The sequence below is a fragment of the Paenibacillus sp. S02 genome (assembly GCF_019454065.1).
In the GTDB taxonomy this organism is placed as follows: Bacteria; Bacillota; Bacilli; order Paenibacillales; family Paenibacillaceae; genus Paenibacillus; species Paenibacillus polymyxa_B.
Genome location: NZ_CP073682.1, coordinates 2,187,869 through 2,207,267 on the forward strand (window position 1 = coordinate 2,187,869; position 19,399 = coordinate 2,207,267).

The following is a 19,399-nucleotide window of genomic DNA, read 5'->3' on the forward strand; positions in this document are numbered from 1 at the left end:
ATACTTTTGAGTTTATTTATAAACTCTAAGGTTTATAAGCGGATTATATGACCAGATTTGTGGCATGTCAATAACAGGTTACAAAATAAAACGCTGATCAGGAGGAACAAAATGATTCGATTCAGGTCGATGGAGGAGCTGTGTGGATAAAACGTAAAAACGACCTTTCTCAAAAGAAGAGAAAGGTCGTTAAGGTAAAATATAGATCCGTCTAGCCTATTAATTTACGGAATAAGCTGCGTACAGCCCACTTGCGCTCACTTCGTTTACGGTATTTGGGCAGGGAACGATAGACAGCAATGGACTGGTTAAAGGCTACAGTGGCTTCATCCTTGCGTCCCAGCATACGGTACATCAAGCCTGTCAGATAATAGCCCTCGCTGGAAGAAGACTGAATCTCCTGAAATTGCTGCAGATAATGAAGTGACTTATTTACGTCACGTTCTTTGAAAGCAGCGGCTAAATGCAAATAAGGCTCACCGTATTGCACCCGCGGGTTAATGTCCAGTGCTTTCAGTAAATCCTGTTCTCCATCCTCCAGATGGTTTGTGTGTACTTCAGCCGTTCCCCGTGCGTTCCAATAGTCTGCTGATTCTTCATAACGGGATTGAATTTCCAATAACAGCTCCAAAGCCTGAGGATATTTCTTGCTTTCGATCCAGATACGAGCCAAATTGAACTTGGCAGCCACATCGTTAGCGTTTAGCGTAATCTGTTGGCGCAATCGAGCGGCATTGCGTCTTCTTTTCCATGGTTTGCTGATGCTGGGCAATACACCGACAAAGCTGCGGTCCAATATGTAGATCACGATTAGAAGTACGAGCATTGCCAAAAACGGGTTGCCGAGCAAACTCCATAGTAGAGAGAAAATTAAAAATTTCCCAATCATTCTGCTCCAATCCTCCTGTGCATGTAACAATCCATACTTTCCACATTATAGCATAGGGTCACTTTAAGGGTCATTAGCATGATGAGATTTGGAAGGATGGTAGAGGGGGCGAGAAGAAAAATACTTATTTGTGATGCTCGATGTATAGTTTTACGAGAAAAGGAACCTTTTTTTATTCCCGCCAAAAGGTTGAACAGTCTGCCTTATCCAAAATATTAAACTCGATCATTTTCTCAAGTAATGAGAAATCAACTGGACTATCCCACTGGATACGTACCAACTGCTTGGTGTGATCATAGCCAGCCTGCACAATTAACTCAGAAAAATGATTAATCCCTGCCTTTTCAGGGGCAACGGCCAAATGATGTTTGGCTACGCTAAAGCCAATAATAAATGTGCCGTGATCCGTAAACATAGGCTGACTCCACGCAATTTTTGCCATTAAATTTGGAAACTTCTTGGTTACCCAAGCCAAAACTTCTTGCGTTCGGGCCCGATGTTGGGGGTTATCAATATGCGCTAAATATTCTGCAAAAGCTTCCATGTTGTTCCCTCCTTAATAAAAATTTTATCGTTCAGAAAAGTTCCTCAAACCTATTTGTCATTAAATGATTTAACTATCATTTTATCGCAGCAACATGTTTCTCAAGGAGTAATTGTCTGTTGAAAAATACAAAAATATATTTAGATATAAAAAATACCTTTTATGCCCTGTTATATTCCTCAGCAAGAATAGAGTACAAATATGAATCATGAAACTCGCCTTTGTAATACCAGTGTTCACGCATTAGCCCTTCACGTTGCATTCCGATCTGTTGCATAACCTTCTCAGAAGCCTTGTTTTCTGGACGACATGTTGCATAAATACGGTGGACAGCAAGTGTGCTAAATCCAAAGTCTAGTAACGCTAGTGCTGCCTCTGCTGCATAACCCTTCCCTTGATAATCTGGGTTCAAAACGTAACCCAATTCTGCATTAGTATCTTTGACATGAATACCCATACCGCCGATCAGGATTCCATTGTTTTTCAGACAAACGGCTAGTTCGTAGTCTTGTCGTGGCTGTTCCTGCTGTGAAGCTAGAACTTGTTCTATATATGCCTTTGTATCTTCTTCTGTATTCGGTCCCCAGGCTGTATATCTAGTAACTTCAGGCAATGACGTGTACGTATGTATACTTTCCCAATCAGATCTGCAAATATCACGAATGATGAGCCGATTTGTCTCAAATTGCATAATTATTTATTCCTCCTGTCTATAGTCAAAAGACTCTACCTAGTATTTCAAAACGATTAATACCTCAATCCAATTTTTTAAGCGATCGTAGCCTTTAACGTTATGACCTCCATTTTACAATGAATCCCGACCTTTTGCCGCCTGAACGCAATCCGCAAGGGAGCGTCCAGCAAAAGGCAATTAGAAGATAATGAATGTGGACTGGAATAGCCTACTGTTATTGACTATCTGGTTCGTCCTAAAACAGCCTGCGCGCTGTTACGAAACGTTTCTGCCATTTATCGTCAAGCGTGTCAAAATGAACGCCGCGTTCTTTGGAGAATGTATGCAGCAATTTGTTGTTCCCTGCATAGATAGCCACATGGCCGATCTCTAGCCCGCGTGCGCTGAAGAACAGCAGGTCGCCTTTGCGCAGCTCGTTCAGCCCGACCTCCCGCCCTTCTTTAGCCTGATCGTAAGAGACACGGGGGAGGTCGATAGAGAGCGTATGCTGGAACACTTCCCCCACAAAAGAAGAACAATCAAAGGTCGATGTCTGTCCGGTTGCTGCGCCGAATTCATAAGGGGTACCGAGAAATTTCTCTCCGTAGGCGATGAGTTCATCTCCCTGCCGTTCCGCCAGGGATGGGCTGGAATAGTCGCTGTATTTTGGTTTTGCCGATATGTATCCAGTCAGGTTGTCTTTAGTGCGCACTTCCAGCCAGAGAGCATTGACCTCGCGGATGACGTGAACCTTTTCGCTGGCTGGAATAAGCCGCAGGGAAGGGGAAGCTCCCGATGAATCCGGTTCGCTGCGCAGGTTGACCCTGGAAAGAACTGTTGTGAAAAAATCGTCCCTGGAGGCAATCCGGATTGTCCGGGTAAGGGCATCCCACTTCACTGTGCTCCCAAGTGCTTCGCTCACAAAACGCAGTGGAATCATCGTGTTGCCCTCAACGATCTGTCCCGGAACATTCAGGGACATCGTTTTGCCGTTTAGGGTGGCAGCGAGTTCCCCAATGTGGTAGGTCAGCACCGTGTCGGTTTTGGTTGCTGTTACGGTTTTGCTGAATCCGTTCCAGGAAAGCACAGCTCCTTGCGCCTCAAACAACTGACGCATGGGGACGAGCGTTGTCCCGTCTAGCAGCAGCGGCTGGGCGGCAAGCTGAAGCGGGTGGTCATCCACATAAACGGTCGTCACCGGAGTCAGCGGTTCCGACTTTGCATAAGACGGGTTTGCTTGGAGCAGCGATACTGCCAGCAGAGCCAGCAATACTCCCTTGTTGATTGTCATGCTATCATCACCTCGTTGTTAATGTGTTCATCAAAGTTGTACGAGGCTTCCTCCGATTAGTTGTGTACCAAATATTGGGTTCACTTAAAAAACAAAACAAACAAAAATAAAACCAACAAATATCTGTGTTTTATTATTGACATCAAAATAAAATAAAGATAACATTATAAATGTGAAATGTTTCACTTTAGAGAATAATTCCATATTTATCGAGGCAACAAGAAGTGAATCCTTTAGGAGGCCGATTTTATATGAGCGCACATGTATTTTTTGTACCATCTATCAATCTTATGGGAACAGGCTGTTTGCATGAAGTTGGGCCGTATATAAAAGAACTAAATTTAAACAAAGCTTTAGTCGTTACGGATAAATTTTTGATGAAGAGTGGCATTGCAGGCAAGGTTACATCTTTGCTAGATGATATTGGATTGAACTATGCGGTATACGATGAAGTAAAACCAAATCCGACCTGTAAAAATGTACATGATGGTGTTCAGTTTCTGCAAGAAAACGGATGTGACTTTTTAATTTCGATTGGCGGAGGATCACCACAGGATACGGCTAAGGGAATCGGCATTATTGCTACCAACGGGGGACATATAACCGAGTATGAGGGCGTTCATAAATCCAAGCATAAATCGCTTCCTATTGTGGCTATTAATACCACAGCAGGAACATCGGCTGAAATCACGATCAATTATGTCATTACGGACGAAGAGCGCAAGGTCAAGATGGTTATGGTTGATAAGAATAGTGTAGCTACGATTTCGGTCAACGACCCTGAGCTGATGGTAGACAAACCCGCCGCGTTAACGGCAGCTACAGGGCTAGATGCTTTGACCCATGCTATTGAAGCTTTGGTTACGCCAGGTTCCTATCCTGTAACGGATGCGACTGCGTTGGCAGCAGTAGAGATTATTTTTAATCATTTGGCTCGTACAGTGAGCAACGGTCATGATATAGAAGCACGTGAGCAAATGGTATACGCTATTTTCTTGGGAGGACTTGCATTTAATAATGCCGGATTGGGTTACGTTCATGCGATGGCGCATCAGCTTGGCGGCGTATACGATTTGCCTCATGGTGTTTGCAATGCCATGCTGCTGCCAATTGTGGAAGAGGAGAACGCCAAGCATGTACCAGAGAAGTTTCGTGCCATCGCTAAGGTCATCGGTTTTGAAGATAAGGGGAAAACGGATAAGGAATGCGCAGACTATGTAATCCAAAGAATCAAAGACCTGTCGAAGGAAGTAGGGATTCCTTCCAAACTTTCTGAACTGGGTGTAAATGAAGTGGATTTGGATCTGCTTGCCGAGAACTCAATGAAGGATGCTTGCGCTCCGGGCAATCCGTTCATACCTAGCAAAGAACAAGTTATCGAGATGTTTAAGAAAATTCTTTAAATAAAAGAGGCAATTATTTTACTATATACTATAAGGGCTGTCCCAGGAACTGATCGAAAAATACTGGGAACGGCCCTTTTTATTCGCATTTTCTGCTAAGAGATTTGTGAGACTAGAGATAAGACAACCCCATTGAAGATTAAAGGCACAGCTCTCTCGGCTAAATCTGTAGGAGACTCTTTTTTTCCTTCCACATTCCAGCGAAAGGTTACACCATAAATGGACCAGCTTAAAATGGTCGCGGCAAGTTCTAACGTTCTTTGGTCTGTATTATTGGCTTCTCTTGTTATGAGTTGAAGTATGAATTGCTCTAATTGATTTTTAATATGTTCTTCCAGGATCGGTGCGACTGAATTATATTTATGAACGCATTGGTTACTTGAGTCGTGATAGTCACATAACGAAAGAATAAGTTTCTGAATGATCTCCTCCGACAAACGTGCCTCAGCATCAATCCTCTTAATAACATACTCCAAAAATGCATCTGACAAAAGGGTTTCAAGCAGTGCATATTTATCTTGAAAATGTGCATAGAACGTGGCACGGTTAATGGTGGCTTTTTGGGTAATGTCATTGATCGTAATCGTGTAGAAGTCTTTCTTATTTAATTGGTCAACGAATGCGTCGAGAATTAATCTACGTGTTCGAATGACGCGCGGATCGTTTGGGTTGGGTGAGGTTACACCAGGCATCCTCAAGACACTCCTTTCAGGTAAATCAAATGATTCCCCCATTATAAACATGTGTTGTTTTGTCAACAAGTGAATTTAGATATACAACAATTTTATAACCCTTTTGGTTAAGCAACAGAATGAACATTTTGTCGGTTGAATGATAAATTAAACATTGCTAACATTTCACTTGCACCCCGTTTGATGGTGCACGAGCCTTTTATAGAATCGCTAAAAAGCGATAAAAGAAAATGAGGAGGTACAATCCTTGAGTAATCAACCGCAAAATGTCCATTCAACAGAAGCTTTATTTCAACCTTATACCATTCATAATCTGACCCTACAGACTCGTATTGTAATGCCAGCAATGGGCCGCGCTTTTTCACCACATGGTGTGCCAGGACCGGATGTAGCCGCTTATTATCGCCGTCGCGCAGAGAATGGTGTAGGTCTTATTATTACTGAAGGTGCAGTAATTGACCATCCGGCTGGAACAAGTGAGCCGAGGATACCTAATTTTTATGGAGAAGCGGCTTTAAACGGTTGGGCTGAAGTGGTCAGACAGGTTCATGAAGCCGGTAGCAAAATTTTTCCACAGCTTTGGCATATGGGGATGGCTCGTCCTTTGGGATCTCAGCCGAATCCCGAAGCGCTATCGATTGGTCCATCGGGGCTGGATCTGGAAGGCAATAAAGTGACCGAGCCGATGACAGAAGAAGAAATCGCCAAGGTCATTGGCGCCTATGTCGATGCAGCTGCGAATGCAAAACGACTAGGCTTTGACGGCGTTGAAATTCACGGAGCACACGGCTATCTGGTTGATCAATTCTTTTGGGAGAGAACGAACCAACGTACGGATCGCTATGGTGGTGATATCATAAAACGTGCTCAATTCGCCATTGAGCTTGTGGAAGCTATTCGTGCTGAGGTTGGCCCTGACTACCCTATTGCCATGCGCCTATCCCAATGGAAAATGAATGATTACAACGCAAAACCGTTCGATACACCGGATAAACTGGGGCAATTCCTGAATGTGTTGGTACAAGCGGGCGTGGACATCTTCCATTGCTCGACACGTCGCTTTTGGGTACCTGAATTTGAAGGCTCCGATTTGAGCTTTGCCGGATGGGTGAAGAAGCTGACTGGAAAAACTACGATTACGGTTGGCTCTGTAGGTCTGGATGAGGATTTTGTAAGTTATACGGAAGGGAAAGGGGCAGGACACCAAGATATTAATGAACTTCTGGAACGGCTGGACAACAATGAATTTGATCTGGTAGCTGTTGGGCGTGCGCTTCTGGGCGATCCTGCATGGGCTACGAAAATACGTGAAGGCCGAATTCATGATCTTCAAACCTTTACACCTGAGGTACTTCAAACGCTCAACTAAAACATATCATACTTTGAACACCTCTTCATTTCATAAATAAACACTGTAAGCCAAAATACTCAAAGTCAGGTAAGGAACTTTGGTGTTTTGGCTTTTTTATGCGTCTGCAATAGTAGTCCACCATGAACCATTTTAGATTAAGTCATCACAGATTCCCATTTGTTCACTTTTTTATTCAAGAACTCCTGGAGTTCTTCTTCATTGCTGCTTAACTTATAAAATAAGGAAAGGGCAACCAGAATCACGTCTGCACATTCTTCTTTGACATCAGATATACTCAACTGCTTATATTCGCTTCCGCTTGCATTCACATAGGAGAGCATGGCTTGAGAAGTTTCTCCTACTTCTTCGGACAATTTAAGAACCATCTGCTCTAAAGTTTTCTTTTCTTGGGTACTCAAGTATTTTAATCCTAGTTCTTTGAATCATTCATATACTAAAACCAGATCAGACTGAAACCAACACTTGATATATATAGATGTCTATGTAATAATGCTTGTATGTTAAAAAATAATGCAGCTGCACTGATAGGAACCATTAGAGACTCGATCAATAAATTGATTGTGTCTGAGCTCGAATCGAATGGAATTGAAGGAATTGTTCCTACTCATGGTGGAATTCTAATGTTCCTTTATCAAAAGGACGGGCTTTCCATTAAGGAATTGACGCAAAAAATTTCTCGTCAGCAACCCACTGTCACTGTTTTGATCGACAAGCTAGTGAAGTTGGGGTATGTCGAAAGAAAAAAAGAAAGGGAGGATAGTCGAGTTACCCTGATATTTCTGACCGATAAGGGAAGAGAAATAGAGCCTGTATTTGAGATGATCTCCAATAGATTACAAGAAACCATCTATGATGGTCTCAAAGATGAAGAAAAAGAACAGCTGGAATATTTGCTGGAGCATGTAAAAAACAGATTATAATTTTTTTGAATAAATGTATAGATATCTATATTAATATCAAAATAACAATAAAACATCTGGAGGTTATTAAAATGAAACATCTTATTATCTATGCTCACTCTAACGCAGAAAGCTTTAATCACGCGATACTCGAAACGGTTGTAAATACTCTGAAAGAAAAAGGTGACGAAGTCGTTGTACGTGATCTATATGCCCTTGATTTTCAACCTGTATTAAAACCTGAGGATACTGCCGCTATGAGAGCAGGGCAAACTCCGGCTGATATCAAAGTGGAGCAGGAATACATCTCACAATCGGATACGATTACTTTTATTTCTCCCATCTGGTGGACAGGTCTTCCGGCTATCCTGAAAGGTTACGTTGACCGTGTATTTGCATACGGATTTGCATATACGGCTGGTGCGGAAGGGATTAATAAGCTGCTTACAGGTAAAAAAGGTTTTATCGTGAATACACATGGTACTCCCAACGCGATCTACGATGAAATCGGTATGACCGCAGGATTGAAGATCACATCAGATACGGGAATTTTTGATTTCGTTGGAATTGAATCCGTCGGTCACTTGCTGCTTGGAAGTATTGGTTACCTTGATGAAGATGGCTATAAAGGACTGCTGAAGCAAGTCCAAGACACTGTTAAAACGGTGCTGTAAAGTCAGCTCATATTCTTTTAGAAACGTAAGAGATTCTTTAAATGATGAGGTCAACCCGTATTTAGTGGTTGGCCTTTTCTTGTAAATGCTAATACTTCTCCAACATCCCGGTTCATAGATCTTTTGAAGTTTAAATAGCATCTTGGAGCAGATGTAACTGGACATTCAAGGGTGTGTTGAAGCATGACTCTATGATCTTTCGACGGTTTTGGAATGTCCCTCTACGATTAAGTACATGTAAACGTCAATAGGGTCCTCACGTTCAATTTTAAAACCAAACCGTTCATAAAGACGTCTGGCTGAGCTTCCTTGCAGAACATTTAAGGTTACATGTTTTCCTTTTACATGATTTTGTTCTAGCAGATTTTTTAATATTTGACTGCCGACCCCTTTACCTTGGTAACTGGGATGAATATAAAAATGCTCCAATAAATAACCGTCTAATTTCGGTTTAAAAGCTATGCAGCCCACAAAAAAAGAGTCTTCCTCAATGATCCAGGTATGGACAGAATCGAATGCATCACGAAAGCGTTGACGAACTTCCTCTTCATCAAACCTTCCTAATCTGGTTAAATCGTTCCGCAGTACAATCGCCCGTAAATTAGCAATGCTTTCAACATCCGAATTGTGGGATTGGCGAATAGTAAGCTGTTTCATCTTATGTAACAACTCCTTTATCGTAAACAGGCAAGAGGTGATCAAGCTTATTTTTTCTTATTCGACGCTGAGCTCATTAACCCTTGTATTAAAATTCACAAATATTTCATTGTTATTATCGTGGGCAATTCATTATAGTACATAGTATTAATAGTTAACTGTATGTATTATGTGTTTTGCGGAGGTTCACTATGAAAGATTATGAACTAAGGGACGAATTGAGAGAATCCGTTAACCGGATTTATGACATGGAATTATTCAGTAGCCTGACGGAGCTTGTTCAGGGGGAAAACCATGTGCTTCAATATTTAGTTCAGCATCGGGATGATGAAATTAATCCTTCCTTACTCAGCGATCATCTGCATGTATCCAGATCAAGAATTACGGCAGCGCTTACGGGATTAAGGAAAAAAGGCTATGTGACTATGGAAATGTCTGAGCATGACAGACGACGAATGTGTGTAAGGCTCACAGTAGATGGTGAATCCTTGATCAAACAGAAGCAACAGAGAATTGAAGGTTATTTTGAAGCGCTTGTAGTAGGTTTGGGTGAGAAGAATGTGAAGGAATTTATACGGTTAATTGAGCTTTCTTTGAGTATTATGAATGCGGGTTCTACTGAAAAATAACATAATGTGAGGGTGTACCGGGTGAGATATAAAATAATAGCAGACAGCTGCTGTGATTTAACGAGAGAGCTTAGAGAAGAGATGCAAGTTACTACGATTCCGTTAAATATGACGCTGGGAGATAAATGCTTCGTAGATGATGACACATTGGACTTGCCTCAGTTTATGGAAGAAATGAAAGCCTGTACTACCAAAATTGGATCCGCATCACCGTCACCTATGCTGTATAAGGAAGCCTTTCAAGGTGCGCATACTTCTTTTGCCATTACATTATCCAGCAACCTGTCCAGTTCGTATTCCAGTGCATTGGTAGGAAAAGATATGGCGGAAGAAGAGGGGGCGGATGTTCATGTATTTGATTCGAAAAGCGCTTCGGCTGGACAGCTCTTGTTAGCTCTAAAACTACGCAAGTTGATTGACGAGGGGTATCATAAAAGCGAAATTATTTCTTCCTTGGAGAGCTTTATCAGCAAGATGAAAACGTACTTTGTTTTAGAAAATCTGGATAATTTGGTTAAGAACGGACGGATGAATAAAATCACAGGAAAGATACTTTCACTCTTGCATATCAGGCCTATTTTAGGCTCGGATGGTGACGGGAATATCGCATTTTTTACTCAAGCACGCGGTCAGAATCAAATTATCGAAAAGCTGGCAGATACTATTGAAAAAAGTGGCCGGGCTACCGAAGGAGAAAGCATCGTCATTACTCACTGCAATAATCCTGGGCTGGCGGAAAAATTAATGAATGCGCTGAAGAAACGCTATCAATTTAAAGATATTCATATTGTGTCCACCAGAGGGATTAGTTCAATGTATGCCAATGACAAAGGGATCATTATGGCCTTTTAAAAATATTCAGGGTTTATCCTCGCTGTATGGATAAACCCTTTTTAGTACACTGAAACTTTGCGGGAGTTCAAGCCTATCTCAATTTTCTAATGAGGACAGAAGCGTTTATGCTGGCTTGAGTTCCTCCGGCTTGTGTTTGCAGGGTAACAGCAGTAGTAGAGCTATGGTTTCGCAGAGTAAGGACGTCACCGCATGCCAGAGCGAGGATGGCTTGCCCTGTGTTCTGTTGTGTCCCGGCTCCTGAGCCGTATACAGTTCCCACAGCCAGTGCGCCATTAATAAAGATGGCGAATTGGTTAGGTTCCACACTGGACACCGAAAAGTGAACTTCATATTTTCCAGCATCGGATACAGCAATCTGTGTAGTTCCTGGAACATGAGCAATTCCAGGTGTAAGTATACTGTTCGTATCCAAAATGACATCCCCTTCAATCGGAACAACTTGGGGCTTCACATTATAAATATAACCGAACTGCGCTAAATCACCTATGGTTCCAGAATCCCCTTCAGGCCCTAAAGCGCCATGATTAATATTCACACTTACAAGTTGCTTTTTGACGATGATATCTTTTCCAAACCCTTTCCGTTTCGAGCGGACTTTTCTCTTTGGGGGCTTCTCCTCAAACTTTTTTTCTAACTTATCAAACCAGGCACGGACAAAAACATTTTTTTTACGGCCTTTTTTTCGTTTTAATTCAGGATGACCCAATACAAACACCTCCATATGGTTTGTTGTATACTACTCCATTCATCTAGAGGAGGCATGGATATCTGTCCTGTGATTCATAGGAAACGATCTATTTTGACTAAAAACAGGCTGCTGTACATGGTGCATTCGTCTAGTATGTAAAAAAGCACCTTTGAATGTGCACTTGGATGACAACCAAGGAACAGACAAAGGCGCCAGTAGAGACGTGTCTCATGATGAAGCGGTTTGAAGCCGTTTTTTGCGCACATATAGGGCGTACAAGATGCCCCCAAGCAGGCATAGAATACAGGCGAAGCCTGCCAGCAACCACGCCGAAGAGACTGCTCCACCACGATCCATGCTATTTCCGAGCCATAATGGCAGCAGAGCTCCCCCAACTCCACCTGCGCCGATAAGCAGGCTAGTGGTAGATTCTTCTGTACCCGGCATCATTTTGCTGGCAAAAACAAGTGCGATGGAGAAGATGCCGGACATGCCCAGCCCCAGCAGTACAATAAGGATAAAGGCGCCGGCAGTGCCTTTGATCAGTGGGAACACGCACAGCAGCACGGTCGCTGCCAGCGAGCTCAGGGCGACAAAGACACCGTAGCCGTATCGATCGGCAATGTAGCCTGTGAATAACCGGCCGGTAGCCATTGCTAACCAGAAGCAGGTGACACTAAGTGCTGCTTCGGCTTGTGTGAGACCCAGCCGTTCGATGAACATGGAGGGCAGGAAATTAGCCAGGCTCATCTCTGTCCCTACATAGATAAAGAAAAAGACGATAAATAGTGCAAGTAGCTTCCAATTGCCTATAGGGCTACCCTTAGAAGCCTCCACCGTGGGGGAGTTGGGTGAGCTAGTGGAACGCGTATGGTTATCACCTTGATGTTCCTGTTGGTCTAATACAGCGTCCAGCGTGCCGAAGGACCCGCGCAGCCAAGCTATGACGGTGACGGCTGCAAACATGGAAATGATGGGAAAGGCCAATCGCCACCAACCGAGAGCAATGAGCTGGCTGGCGATAGCGGGCATAGCCAAAGCGCCAATCCCAAAAAAGACTTCCAGACGGCTCATAGCCGCGCCCGTTCCTTGAGTAATACCGCTAATAATAATAGTGCCAATGAGTGTTTCTACCATACCGAAGCCAAACCCGGCTGCTGCCCCGACGGCATATAGCCAACCCCAAGGCGGCAACAATGAGTACAGCACTTCAGCCGCGCACAGCAGGAGCAGGGCGAATACCAGACTTCGGCGTTTGCCGAAACTCCGGGCAAGCCACGGCGACAGCAGGACTCCAGCCAGAAAACCGGAAAATTGAGCGAAGATTAGGCTTCCGCCGTCCGTATAGTTCCTACCGTAATGCTCTAACAACACAGGCAGTAGGGAGCCTACAACCACGTGTGCCAGGCCGATTAAAAAATAAGATAAGCTGCCGATCCATAGCAGTCGTTTCATGATGAACTCCTTTGATACCTAGATTTGACTCATGCAGCAAGCTGAACTGCATGAGTCAAATCTGAGTGATTATGATAGCTCCAGTACTTGAAAGCCGTAGCCTTCAATAGAAATATCTCCTTCCAGGTATTTACCACTGATCAGCTCATTCCCTTTCTGATCATCCAAATGATATTGCTGCGTCTGGGCGTTATGATTCAGAACGAATAGATATGATTTTCCATCTTTGGTCCGTACAGTGGCTTCTACACCCGCAGGAGCGCGCAGCAGGGATGGAATCCCTTTTTGCTCACAAACGTAGCCCAGCAGGCCATCAAGGAAAGTCTCTTCAGGATCTGAAGCAACGTACCATGCCTCACCTTGACCGAAACGATTGCGTGTCAGCACTGGCATGCCCTGATAGAAATCATCGCCGTATTCGGCCAGCACCTCGGCGCCTTCGCTATGCAACAAGTCGCAGAGCAGACCGCATTTATATTCACCTTGTAATACGCCCACCTTTTCTTTCAATACAATGCGATTGTGTGATTCCGGCAGAAGCGCGTCAATTTCTTCCACCCAGATCCCGAGCAAGTTACGTAGTTTACCAGGATATCCTCCGGTTGTGACCAGATCGTTTTCATTTACAATGCCACTGAAAAAGGTCGTTACGAAGGTGCCGCCATGCTCTGTGAATTGTTCCAGCTTCTCGGCGGTACCCGGCTTGACCATGTAGAGTACAGGCGCGATAATGAGATCATATTTCTGGAAATCTGCATCAACAGAAACCAGGTCTACCTGTACATTCCGCCGGAAGAGGGGAGCATAATACTTGTGTACCTGATCCATATATTTCAAGGCGACAGAAGGGCCGCTTGATTTTTCCAAAGCCCACCAATTATCCCAATCGAATAAAATGGCTACTTTGGCATTAACGGTCGCGTCAAGTAGCGTGTTGCCTAATGCGCCAAGCTCACTGCCAAGCTGTGCCACTTCGCGAAATACACGTGTGTTCTCATGCCCGGCATGCTCAATGACGGCCCCGTGGAATTTCTCACAAGCGCCGATCGAGCGGCGAAGCTGGAAGAACATGACCGTGTCCGCGCCATGCGCGACTGCCTGATAGCTCCATAACCGCATAACGCCGGGCCGTTTAAGCGAATTATACGCCTGCCAGTTCTGCTGGCTCGGTGTTTGCTCCATCAGCATAAAGGGTTGCCCATCCTTCAAGCCGCGCATCAGATCGTGCGCCATCGCCGTATAGCTTATCGGAGTATTGGCCCCGGGATAGCTGTCCCAAGATACAATATCCATGTACTTAGCCCATTTAAAATAGTCCAGTTGCTTAAAAAAGCCCATCAGATTGGTTGTTACCATGGCATCGGGAACATGTTTTTTAATCGCGTTATATTCCAATAGGTAGCAATCCAGCATACTGTCTGAATTGAAGCGCGCATAATCGAGGGATATGCCCTGAAAGCAGGAGTGATTTTCTCCCCAATGCTCGCTCAGATTATTTGGCGGTACAATTTCATCCCAATCATAGAAGGTGTGACCCCAGAAGGAAGTATTCCACACCCGGTTTAGCTCTTCCAGTGATCCGTATTTTTGTTTGAGCCACACACGGAATGCGGCCGCGCAGTTATCACAATAGCAATCCCCGCCGTACTCATTGGACACGTGCCACACGAGGATCGCGGGATGGTTTTTGTATCGTTCTGCCATTCGGTCAGCCATCTGCTCCGCGTATTTACGATACGTTGGACTGTTCGGACAGGAGTTGTGGCGGCCACCGAATTTCCGCTTCCGTCCGTCAGCGTCCACCCGGAGAACGTCGGGATAGCGGGTAGCCATCCAAGCAGGGTGCGCTGCCGTGCTAGTAGCTAGACAAACGAAGATATCGCTTTCAAAAAGACTGTCAATCAATTGATCCAGCCATTCAAAATGATATGTGATTTCGTCGGACTGAATTTTGGCCCATGAGAATACGTTGACCGTGGCGATATCAATCCCTGCTTGCCTGAACATCCGTAAATCTTCCTGATGCGTGGCCTCATCCCATTGCTCAGGATTATAATCTCCACCGTAAAATACTTTAGGAAGTTTGCTGCTTATCATGCCAATCACCTCTGTATATAAGAATAATTCTATCTTATAATACAAATAACTGCTTTTTAAATATAATAAAATGAACGTGTATATAACAATATGGATCTACATGTAAAATACATACCCGCATACGCCGGAGGTGCTTTTTATGATTTTAACTCCCCATCATTTAAGATTTTTCCTGACTACGCGTGAGCACTCTTTACCCCTTTTTATTGAAAGTATCGGATTTAACAGCAGGCAGGAGGATGTGTCCCGTCCAGAGGGCTATCCGTGCTTTCACTGGATTCAGACGGTGTCCGGTGAAGGGATGTTTACATTTAAAGGGGGGACCTTCCGTCTGGGAGAGCAGTCCGGGGTTCTGCTGCTACCCGGGGAATCCCATGCATACAGACGGGCGACCAAGGTATGGCGAACGTTATACATTACATTTGACGGCCCCATCGCCGCTGCTGTATTGACCGCACTGGGATTAAAGCATACGCGTGGGTATCATTGGGACCCGGATAGCGAGCTACACAGCTTTGGGGAAACTATGCTCCATTCCATGGTTAGTGAACGTGATTTGTCTGGATTAGATGCTTCGGCCAATATGTATCGTTTTCTGACTCTACTGCGTAAACATGGACAACATAGCTCGATGCCTTCCCTATCCCATAATGTTGAACGTTTAACCCCTGTACTGGCCTTTATGGAGCAAAATTATGCCAGTCCAGATGTGGGCCTAGGTGATATGGCAGTTATGATGAATGTCAGCTCCCGTCATTTAAATACATTATTTAAGCAAGCGTTTGGTGTGACTTCTTATGCTTATCTGATTGTAATTCGGCTGCGTAAGGCCAAGGAAATGATGACGGAATATCCGCAATTAACAGTAAAGGAGATTTCGGAGCGAGTAGGATTCCGAGATGCCAGTCATTTTGTGGCAACTTTTCGCCGAGCTGAAGGAATTACCCCGGAAAGGTTCAAATTACTGTATACATAAGGGTATTTTATCGAAATACTCTTTCTTACTCGGGAATGCTCTTTTTAGGGAGCATTCCTTATTGTTTTTTTCAGGATGAGGGAGTATAAAATAATAGTTCATTTGTTTCATCAATCTGATGTGCAGGTGACATAATAAACATAAGATCCATAGTTCTTTTGCAAAACCCTCATCCAAAGAAGGAGTCAACGAAATGCTGAGTAAAGTCAAAAGATTATTAATCGGTCGTCCGCGAAAGTCGACGGCCCTTGAAGATGAGAAACTGAATAAGCTCAAGGCACTGGCCATTCTGTCCTCAGATGCCTTGTCCTCTGTAGCTTACGGAACGGAGCAAATTCTGCTGGTTTTAATTACAGCTGGCTTCGCTGCCCTATGGTATTCCATTCCTATATCCATTGCGGTATTGGGTTTGCTGATCATTCTGATCCTGTCCTATAGACAGACCATATTTTCCTATCCTGGTGGTGGCGGAGCGTACATTGTTGCACAGGACAATTTAGGAAAGAGTCCGAGTCTGATTGCAGGTGGTTCTTTGCTGGTCGATTATATTCTGACGGTAGCAGTTAGCTCATCAGCAGGTACAGATGCCATTACATCTGCGTTCCCGTCGTTACATGATCATCGGATCGCCATTGCTCTGATTATGATTATCTTTTTGACTATTATGAACTTGCGCGGGGTGACAGAATCTGCCTCGGTGCTGGCTGTACCGATTTATTTATTTGTTGTTGCCATTTTTGTTTTGATTATTAGCGGTATTATTCATTACGTGGCAGGGGGAGCTCATGCTGCAGCACCGCAATTTGGAGCTACGGTATCCAACGTCAGCCTGTTCCTGCTACTGAAGGCGTTCAGCTCGGGTTGCTCGGCGTTAACTGGGGTAGAAGCTGTCTCGAATGCCATTCCGAATTTCCGCAAGCCAGCTGCGAAAAATGCAGCAACTACACTAATGATGATGGGTTTGATTCTCGGATGTATGTTTATCGGAATTAGTTTGCTGGCTTATTGGTACGGTGTTCGTCCTAATCCGCATGAAACGGTCATTTCGCAAATTGCGAACGCCACTTTCGGGCGTGGTGTGATGTATTACATCATTCAGGGCGTAACGGCGCTCATCTTGTTTTTGGCGGCGAATACAGCCTATTCGGCCTTTCCATTACTTGCTTTTATGCTCGCGAAGGACAAATACATGCCGCACATGTTCATGGTTCGTGGAGATCGACTCGGATACTCTAATGGTATCCTGTTTCTGAGTATCTTCTCGGCATTGCTGGTCATCGTATTTGGCGGCAACACAGAAAATCTGATCCCGCTTTATGCCGTAGGGGTATTTATTCCGTTCACGCTCTCGCAACTTGGCATGATGATTCGCTGGATACGGCTCAAACCGCCAGGCTGGATCGTCAAGCTTGCTATTAATACGGTTGGGATGCTGACCACGCTGTCGATTACGCTCATTTTTATCTTTACTAAGTTTAGCCAGGTGTGGGTAGTCTTTATCTTTCTGCCTTTGGTACTGTATTTCTTTATGAAGATCAACGGGCATTACAAAAATACGGCTGAACAACTGCGCATTGATATTACCAAGGATAAACCCATGGTGAAAGGCAATACGATTATTATTCCGGTGGCAGGTATTACGCGAGTCGTTATGAATACGATCAGCTATGCCAAAACCTTGTCGGACAATGTGGTTGCCGTATATGTGGGTGTGGATGATGAAGCGATTCAAAAAATGGAACAGAAGTGGGAAGAGTGGGATGTGGGCATACGTTTAGTAGTGCTGAGATCCCGTTATCGCAGCATCATTAATCCGCTCCGCAAGTTCATCGATACAGTAGAGTGGAAAAAAGCAGACGAGGACCATATCACTGTCCTCATTCCACAATTCATCACCAAGCACTGGTGGGAAAATATTCTACACAATCAGACCAGCTTACTGATGAGAGCTTATTTGATTAACTACAAAGACGTGATCGTAACGACCGTACCTTTTCATTTAAACAAATGAGGATTTTGCAAAAATCCCATAAGCAACTTCCGATGAACAGGATATAGATCGAAATGCTTTAGTTCGTCTATATCTTGCACTTCGGAGCGACTGGAATCGAATTTTGCAAAATCCTGAAATAAAGTCACTGCCAATTAGCCCATACTCATTTGCGTGAGCTGACTATAGCAAGGACAAAATGAACATCTTTTGGCCGCATTTCTTTGCGGTCGGAGGGTGTTTTTTTTTTGCATAACAGAGATATTTACTTTAGTGATACATTTTGTGTATTATAGATACAAAATGTATCATTTGAGACTGTTATGGAGGGATACGATGCCCGAAGCCAAGGGGAAAATGGAAGATGACAAGCTGCAATTTGTAGATACGCTGAGGGCGCTGGCCATTATTGGAGTTTTACTTGTGCATGTCAGCCAGCATGTAGACGGATTAAGCGGATGGTTGCAAAAAGGCTTGAGTGTAGGAGCTAAGGGTGTCGCTTTATTTTATATGGCCAGCGCTTTTACGCTATTTCTGTCCTTGAACAGACGTTCGGGTGACAAGAGGGAAAGAATTTCAGCTTACCTGTTGCGTCGTTTTTTTCGAATTGCTCCTTTGTATTACGTGATGTTAGGAATCTATTTAGTTGTGAACGGGACAGGTCCACGATTCTGGCTTGGAGATCAGGAGGGAGTCACTGCCGCCAATATCGCAGCTCATGTCCTGTTTTTGAATGGTCTGAATCCGTACTGGATCAACAGCATTATTGGTGTGGAATGGTCCATTGCGGTGGAATGTATGTTTTATCTGTTTATCCCCCTATTATTTAAGCTGATCCGATCAGTCCGCCATGCGACCTGGTTTGTTGTGATGGCGCTTGTGGTAAGCTTCGGGCTAAATACGGTATTTGTTCAATATCCGTGGATTAGTGATCACTCATTATGGGGGCACTATCTGTATTTATGGTTTCCGAATCAATTGCCTGTCTTTGGGCTAGGTATATTGTTGTTTTTCATTTGGAAAGACGAGCGGCACTGGAAAAGTATAGACCGGCTCAGTGGGGGGTTGCTGCTGGTTTCTGTGCTATTTGCGTTTTTTGGAGGCATGACTGATTATCTCATAGGTGTAGGGTTGCTGCTGGGAGCGTATGCTTTGTATCACTGGCAGCCGATCTGGCTACTTAATCGGGTATGGTCATGGATCGGCCGTTTTAGCTACAGCATGTATTTGACGCATATGCTGGTTCTGGGGCTAATCGTACAGGTTAAAATCCCTTTTGCTCCCCTAGTCAGCCTCACACTTATGTTTATCATGACGTTACTATTCACCATCGGACTATCCTGGTTTACCTACTCGTGGATTGAACAGCCCGGCATCCGTTGGGGGAAAAAGCTTATATCACGTATGAAGCCTGTGCACAAGCAGGGAGATTCGGTCAAAGAAAGTGTTGCCTAAGCTGCAACTTGAAGTAGCATCCGATAACATTTGGTTGAAGTGCTTGAATAAATCTATGAAATAATTGAAAAGACCTCTTGAAAAGTAGCTCCCAGCCCTTTATATTCGATGTACATCCAAGTTTTTGAATACACCGATGAGGTTTGTTGGAATTGTAAAG

At 44.0% G+C, this 19,399-nt stretch carries 19 protein-coding genes; 9 read left to right on the plus strand and 10 right to left on the minus strand.

Going from position 1 to position 19,399, the window contains the following annotated elements; translation table 11 throughout:
* Positions 1-211 precede the first annotated feature (211 nt).
* From KAI36_RS09710 to KAI36_RS09725, 4 genes are all read right to left on the minus strand, one after another.
* Complete coding sequence (locus KAI36_RS09710; protein ID WP_025718558.1) at positions 212-889, minus strand: tetratricopeptide repeat protein; 678 nt, start codon at positions 887-889, stop codon at positions 212-214.
* Between the two features lie 172 nt (positions 890-1,061).
* Entirely contained in the window at positions 1,062-1,433 is a 372-nt protein-coding gene (locus KAI36_RS09715) for an iron chaperone (protein ID WP_025718556.1), read from the minus strand.
* Positions 1,434-1,593: 160 nt separating this feature from the next.
* Positions 1,594-2,124, minus strand: a complete 531-nt coding sequence (locus tag KAI36_RS09720) for a GNAT family N-acetyltransferase (RefSeq protein WP_220027616.1) — start codon at positions 2,122-2,124, stop codon at positions 1,594-1,596.
* A gap of 238 nt (positions 2,125-2,362) precedes the next feature.
* A complete protein-coding gene (locus KAI36_RS09725; RefSeq protein WP_220027617.1) occupies positions 2,363-3,397 on the minus strand; it encodes a C40 family peptidase in 1,035 nt (344 codons plus the stop codon).
* Positions 3,398-3,648: 251 nt separating this feature from the next.
* Here KAI36_RS09725 and KAI36_RS09730 point away from each other — a divergent pair, with 251 nt between their 5' ends.
* Positions 3,649-4,800, plus strand: coding sequence for an iron-containing alcohol dehydrogenase (locus KAI36_RS09730; protein ID WP_025718549.1), 1,152 nt, complete (start codon positions 3,649-3,651; stop codon positions 4,798-4,800).
* A gap of 95 nt (positions 4,801-4,895) precedes the next feature.
* Here the strand turns inward: KAI36_RS09730 and KAI36_RS09735 are convergent, their stop codons facing one another.
* Positions 4,896-5,492, minus strand: a complete 597-nt coding sequence (locus tag KAI36_RS09735) for a TetR family transcriptional regulator (protein ID WP_023988140.1) — start codon at positions 5,490-5,492, stop codon at positions 4,896-4,898.
* A 247-nt stretch (positions 5,493-5,739) separates the two neighbouring features.
* Between KAI36_RS09735 and KAI36_RS09740 the strand changes: the two genes are divergently transcribed.
* Entirely contained in the window at positions 5,740-6,861 is a 1,122-nt protein-coding gene (locus KAI36_RS09740; protein WP_220027618.1) for an NADH:flavin oxidoreductase, read from the plus strand.
* A gap of 137 nt (positions 6,862-6,998) precedes the next feature.
* Here the strand turns inward: KAI36_RS09740 and KAI36_RS09745 are convergent, their stop codons facing one another.
* Complete coding sequence (locus tag KAI36_RS09745; RefSeq protein ID WP_258382278.1) at positions 6,999-7,262, minus strand: MazG-like family protein; 264 nt, start codon at positions 7,260-7,262, stop codon at positions 6,999-7,001.
* A 99-nt stretch (positions 7,263-7,361) separates the two neighbouring features.
* On the opposite strand from KAI36_RS09745, the gene KAI36_RS09750 reads away from it, so the two are divergent.
* Together KAI36_RS09750 and KAI36_RS09755 are read left to right on the plus strand one after the other, a co-directional pair.
* Positions 7,362-7,784, plus strand: coding sequence for a MarR family winged helix-turn-helix transcriptional regulator (locus KAI36_RS09750; protein WP_220027619.1), 423 nt, complete (start codon positions 7,362-7,364; stop codon positions 7,782-7,784).
* A 71-nt stretch (positions 7,785-7,855) separates the two neighbouring features.
* The gene (locus KAI36_RS09755) at positions 7,856-8,437 is read left to right on the plus strand and encodes an NAD(P)H-dependent oxidoreductase (protein ID WP_028542747.1); all 582 of its coding nucleotides are present in this window, start codon (positions 7,856-7,858) and stop codon (positions 8,435-8,437) included.
* Positions 8,438-8,626: 189 nt separating this feature from the next.
* Here the strand turns inward: KAI36_RS09755 and KAI36_RS09760 are convergent, their stop codons facing one another.
* Positions 8,627-9,094 (minus strand): GNAT family N-acetyltransferase, encoded by a 468-nt coding sequence (locus KAI36_RS09760; RefSeq protein ID WP_220027620.1) that lies wholly within the window; start codon positions 9,092-9,094, stop codon positions 8,627-8,629.
* 191 nt (positions 9,095-9,285) lie between these two features.
* Between KAI36_RS09760 and KAI36_RS09765 the strand changes: the two genes are divergently transcribed.
* On the plus strand, positions 9,286-9,723 hold the full coding sequence (locus KAI36_RS09765; protein WP_220027621.1) for a MarR family winged helix-turn-helix transcriptional regulator: 438 nt from the start codon (positions 9,286-9,288) through the stop codon (positions 9,721-9,723).
* 21 nt (positions 9,724-9,744) lie between these two features.
* Positions 9,745-10,575, plus strand: a complete 831-nt coding sequence (locus KAI36_RS09770) for a DegV family protein (protein ID WP_025718529.1) — start codon at positions 9,745-9,747, stop codon at positions 10,573-10,575.
* Between the two features lie 73 nt (positions 10,576-10,648).
* Here the strand turns inward: KAI36_RS09770 and KAI36_RS09775 are convergent, their stop codons facing one another.
* The 3 genes from KAI36_RS09775 to KAI36_RS09785 form a co-directional block, all read right to left on the minus strand.
* Entirely contained in the window at positions 10,649-11,284 is a 636-nt protein-coding gene (locus KAI36_RS09775) for a BclA C-terminal domain-containing protein (protein WP_220027622.1), read from the minus strand.
* Positions 11,285-11,494: 210 nt separating this feature from the next.
* Complete coding sequence (locus KAI36_RS09780; protein ID WP_220027623.1) at positions 11,495-12,721, minus strand: MFS transporter; 1,227 nt, start codon at positions 12,719-12,721, stop codon at positions 11,495-11,497.
* A 69-nt stretch (positions 12,722-12,790) separates the two neighbouring features.
* Positions 12,791-14,818, minus strand: a complete 2,028-nt coding sequence (locus KAI36_RS09785; RefSeq protein WP_220027624.1) for a beta-galactosidase — start codon at positions 14,816-14,818, stop codon at positions 12,791-12,793.
* 139 nt (positions 14,819-14,957) lie between these two features.
* Between KAI36_RS09785 and KAI36_RS09790 the strand changes: the two genes are divergently transcribed.
* From KAI36_RS09790 to KAI36_RS09800, 3 genes are all read left to right on the plus strand, one after another.
* Entirely contained in the window at positions 14,958-15,794 is an 837-nt protein-coding gene (locus tag KAI36_RS09790; protein WP_023988150.1) for an AraC family transcriptional regulator, read from the plus strand.
* A 193-nt stretch (positions 15,795-15,987) separates the two neighbouring features.
* Entirely contained in the window at positions 15,988-17,805 is a 1,818-nt protein-coding gene (locus tag KAI36_RS09795) for an APC family permease (protein ID WP_025718517.1), read from the plus strand.
* 315 nt (positions 17,806-18,120) lie between these two features.
* Entirely contained in the window at positions 18,121-19,239 is a 1,119-nt protein-coding gene (locus tag KAI36_RS09800) for an acyltransferase family protein (protein WP_220027625.1), read from the plus strand.
* The last annotated feature ends 160 nt before the right edge of the window (positions 19,240-19,399 follow it).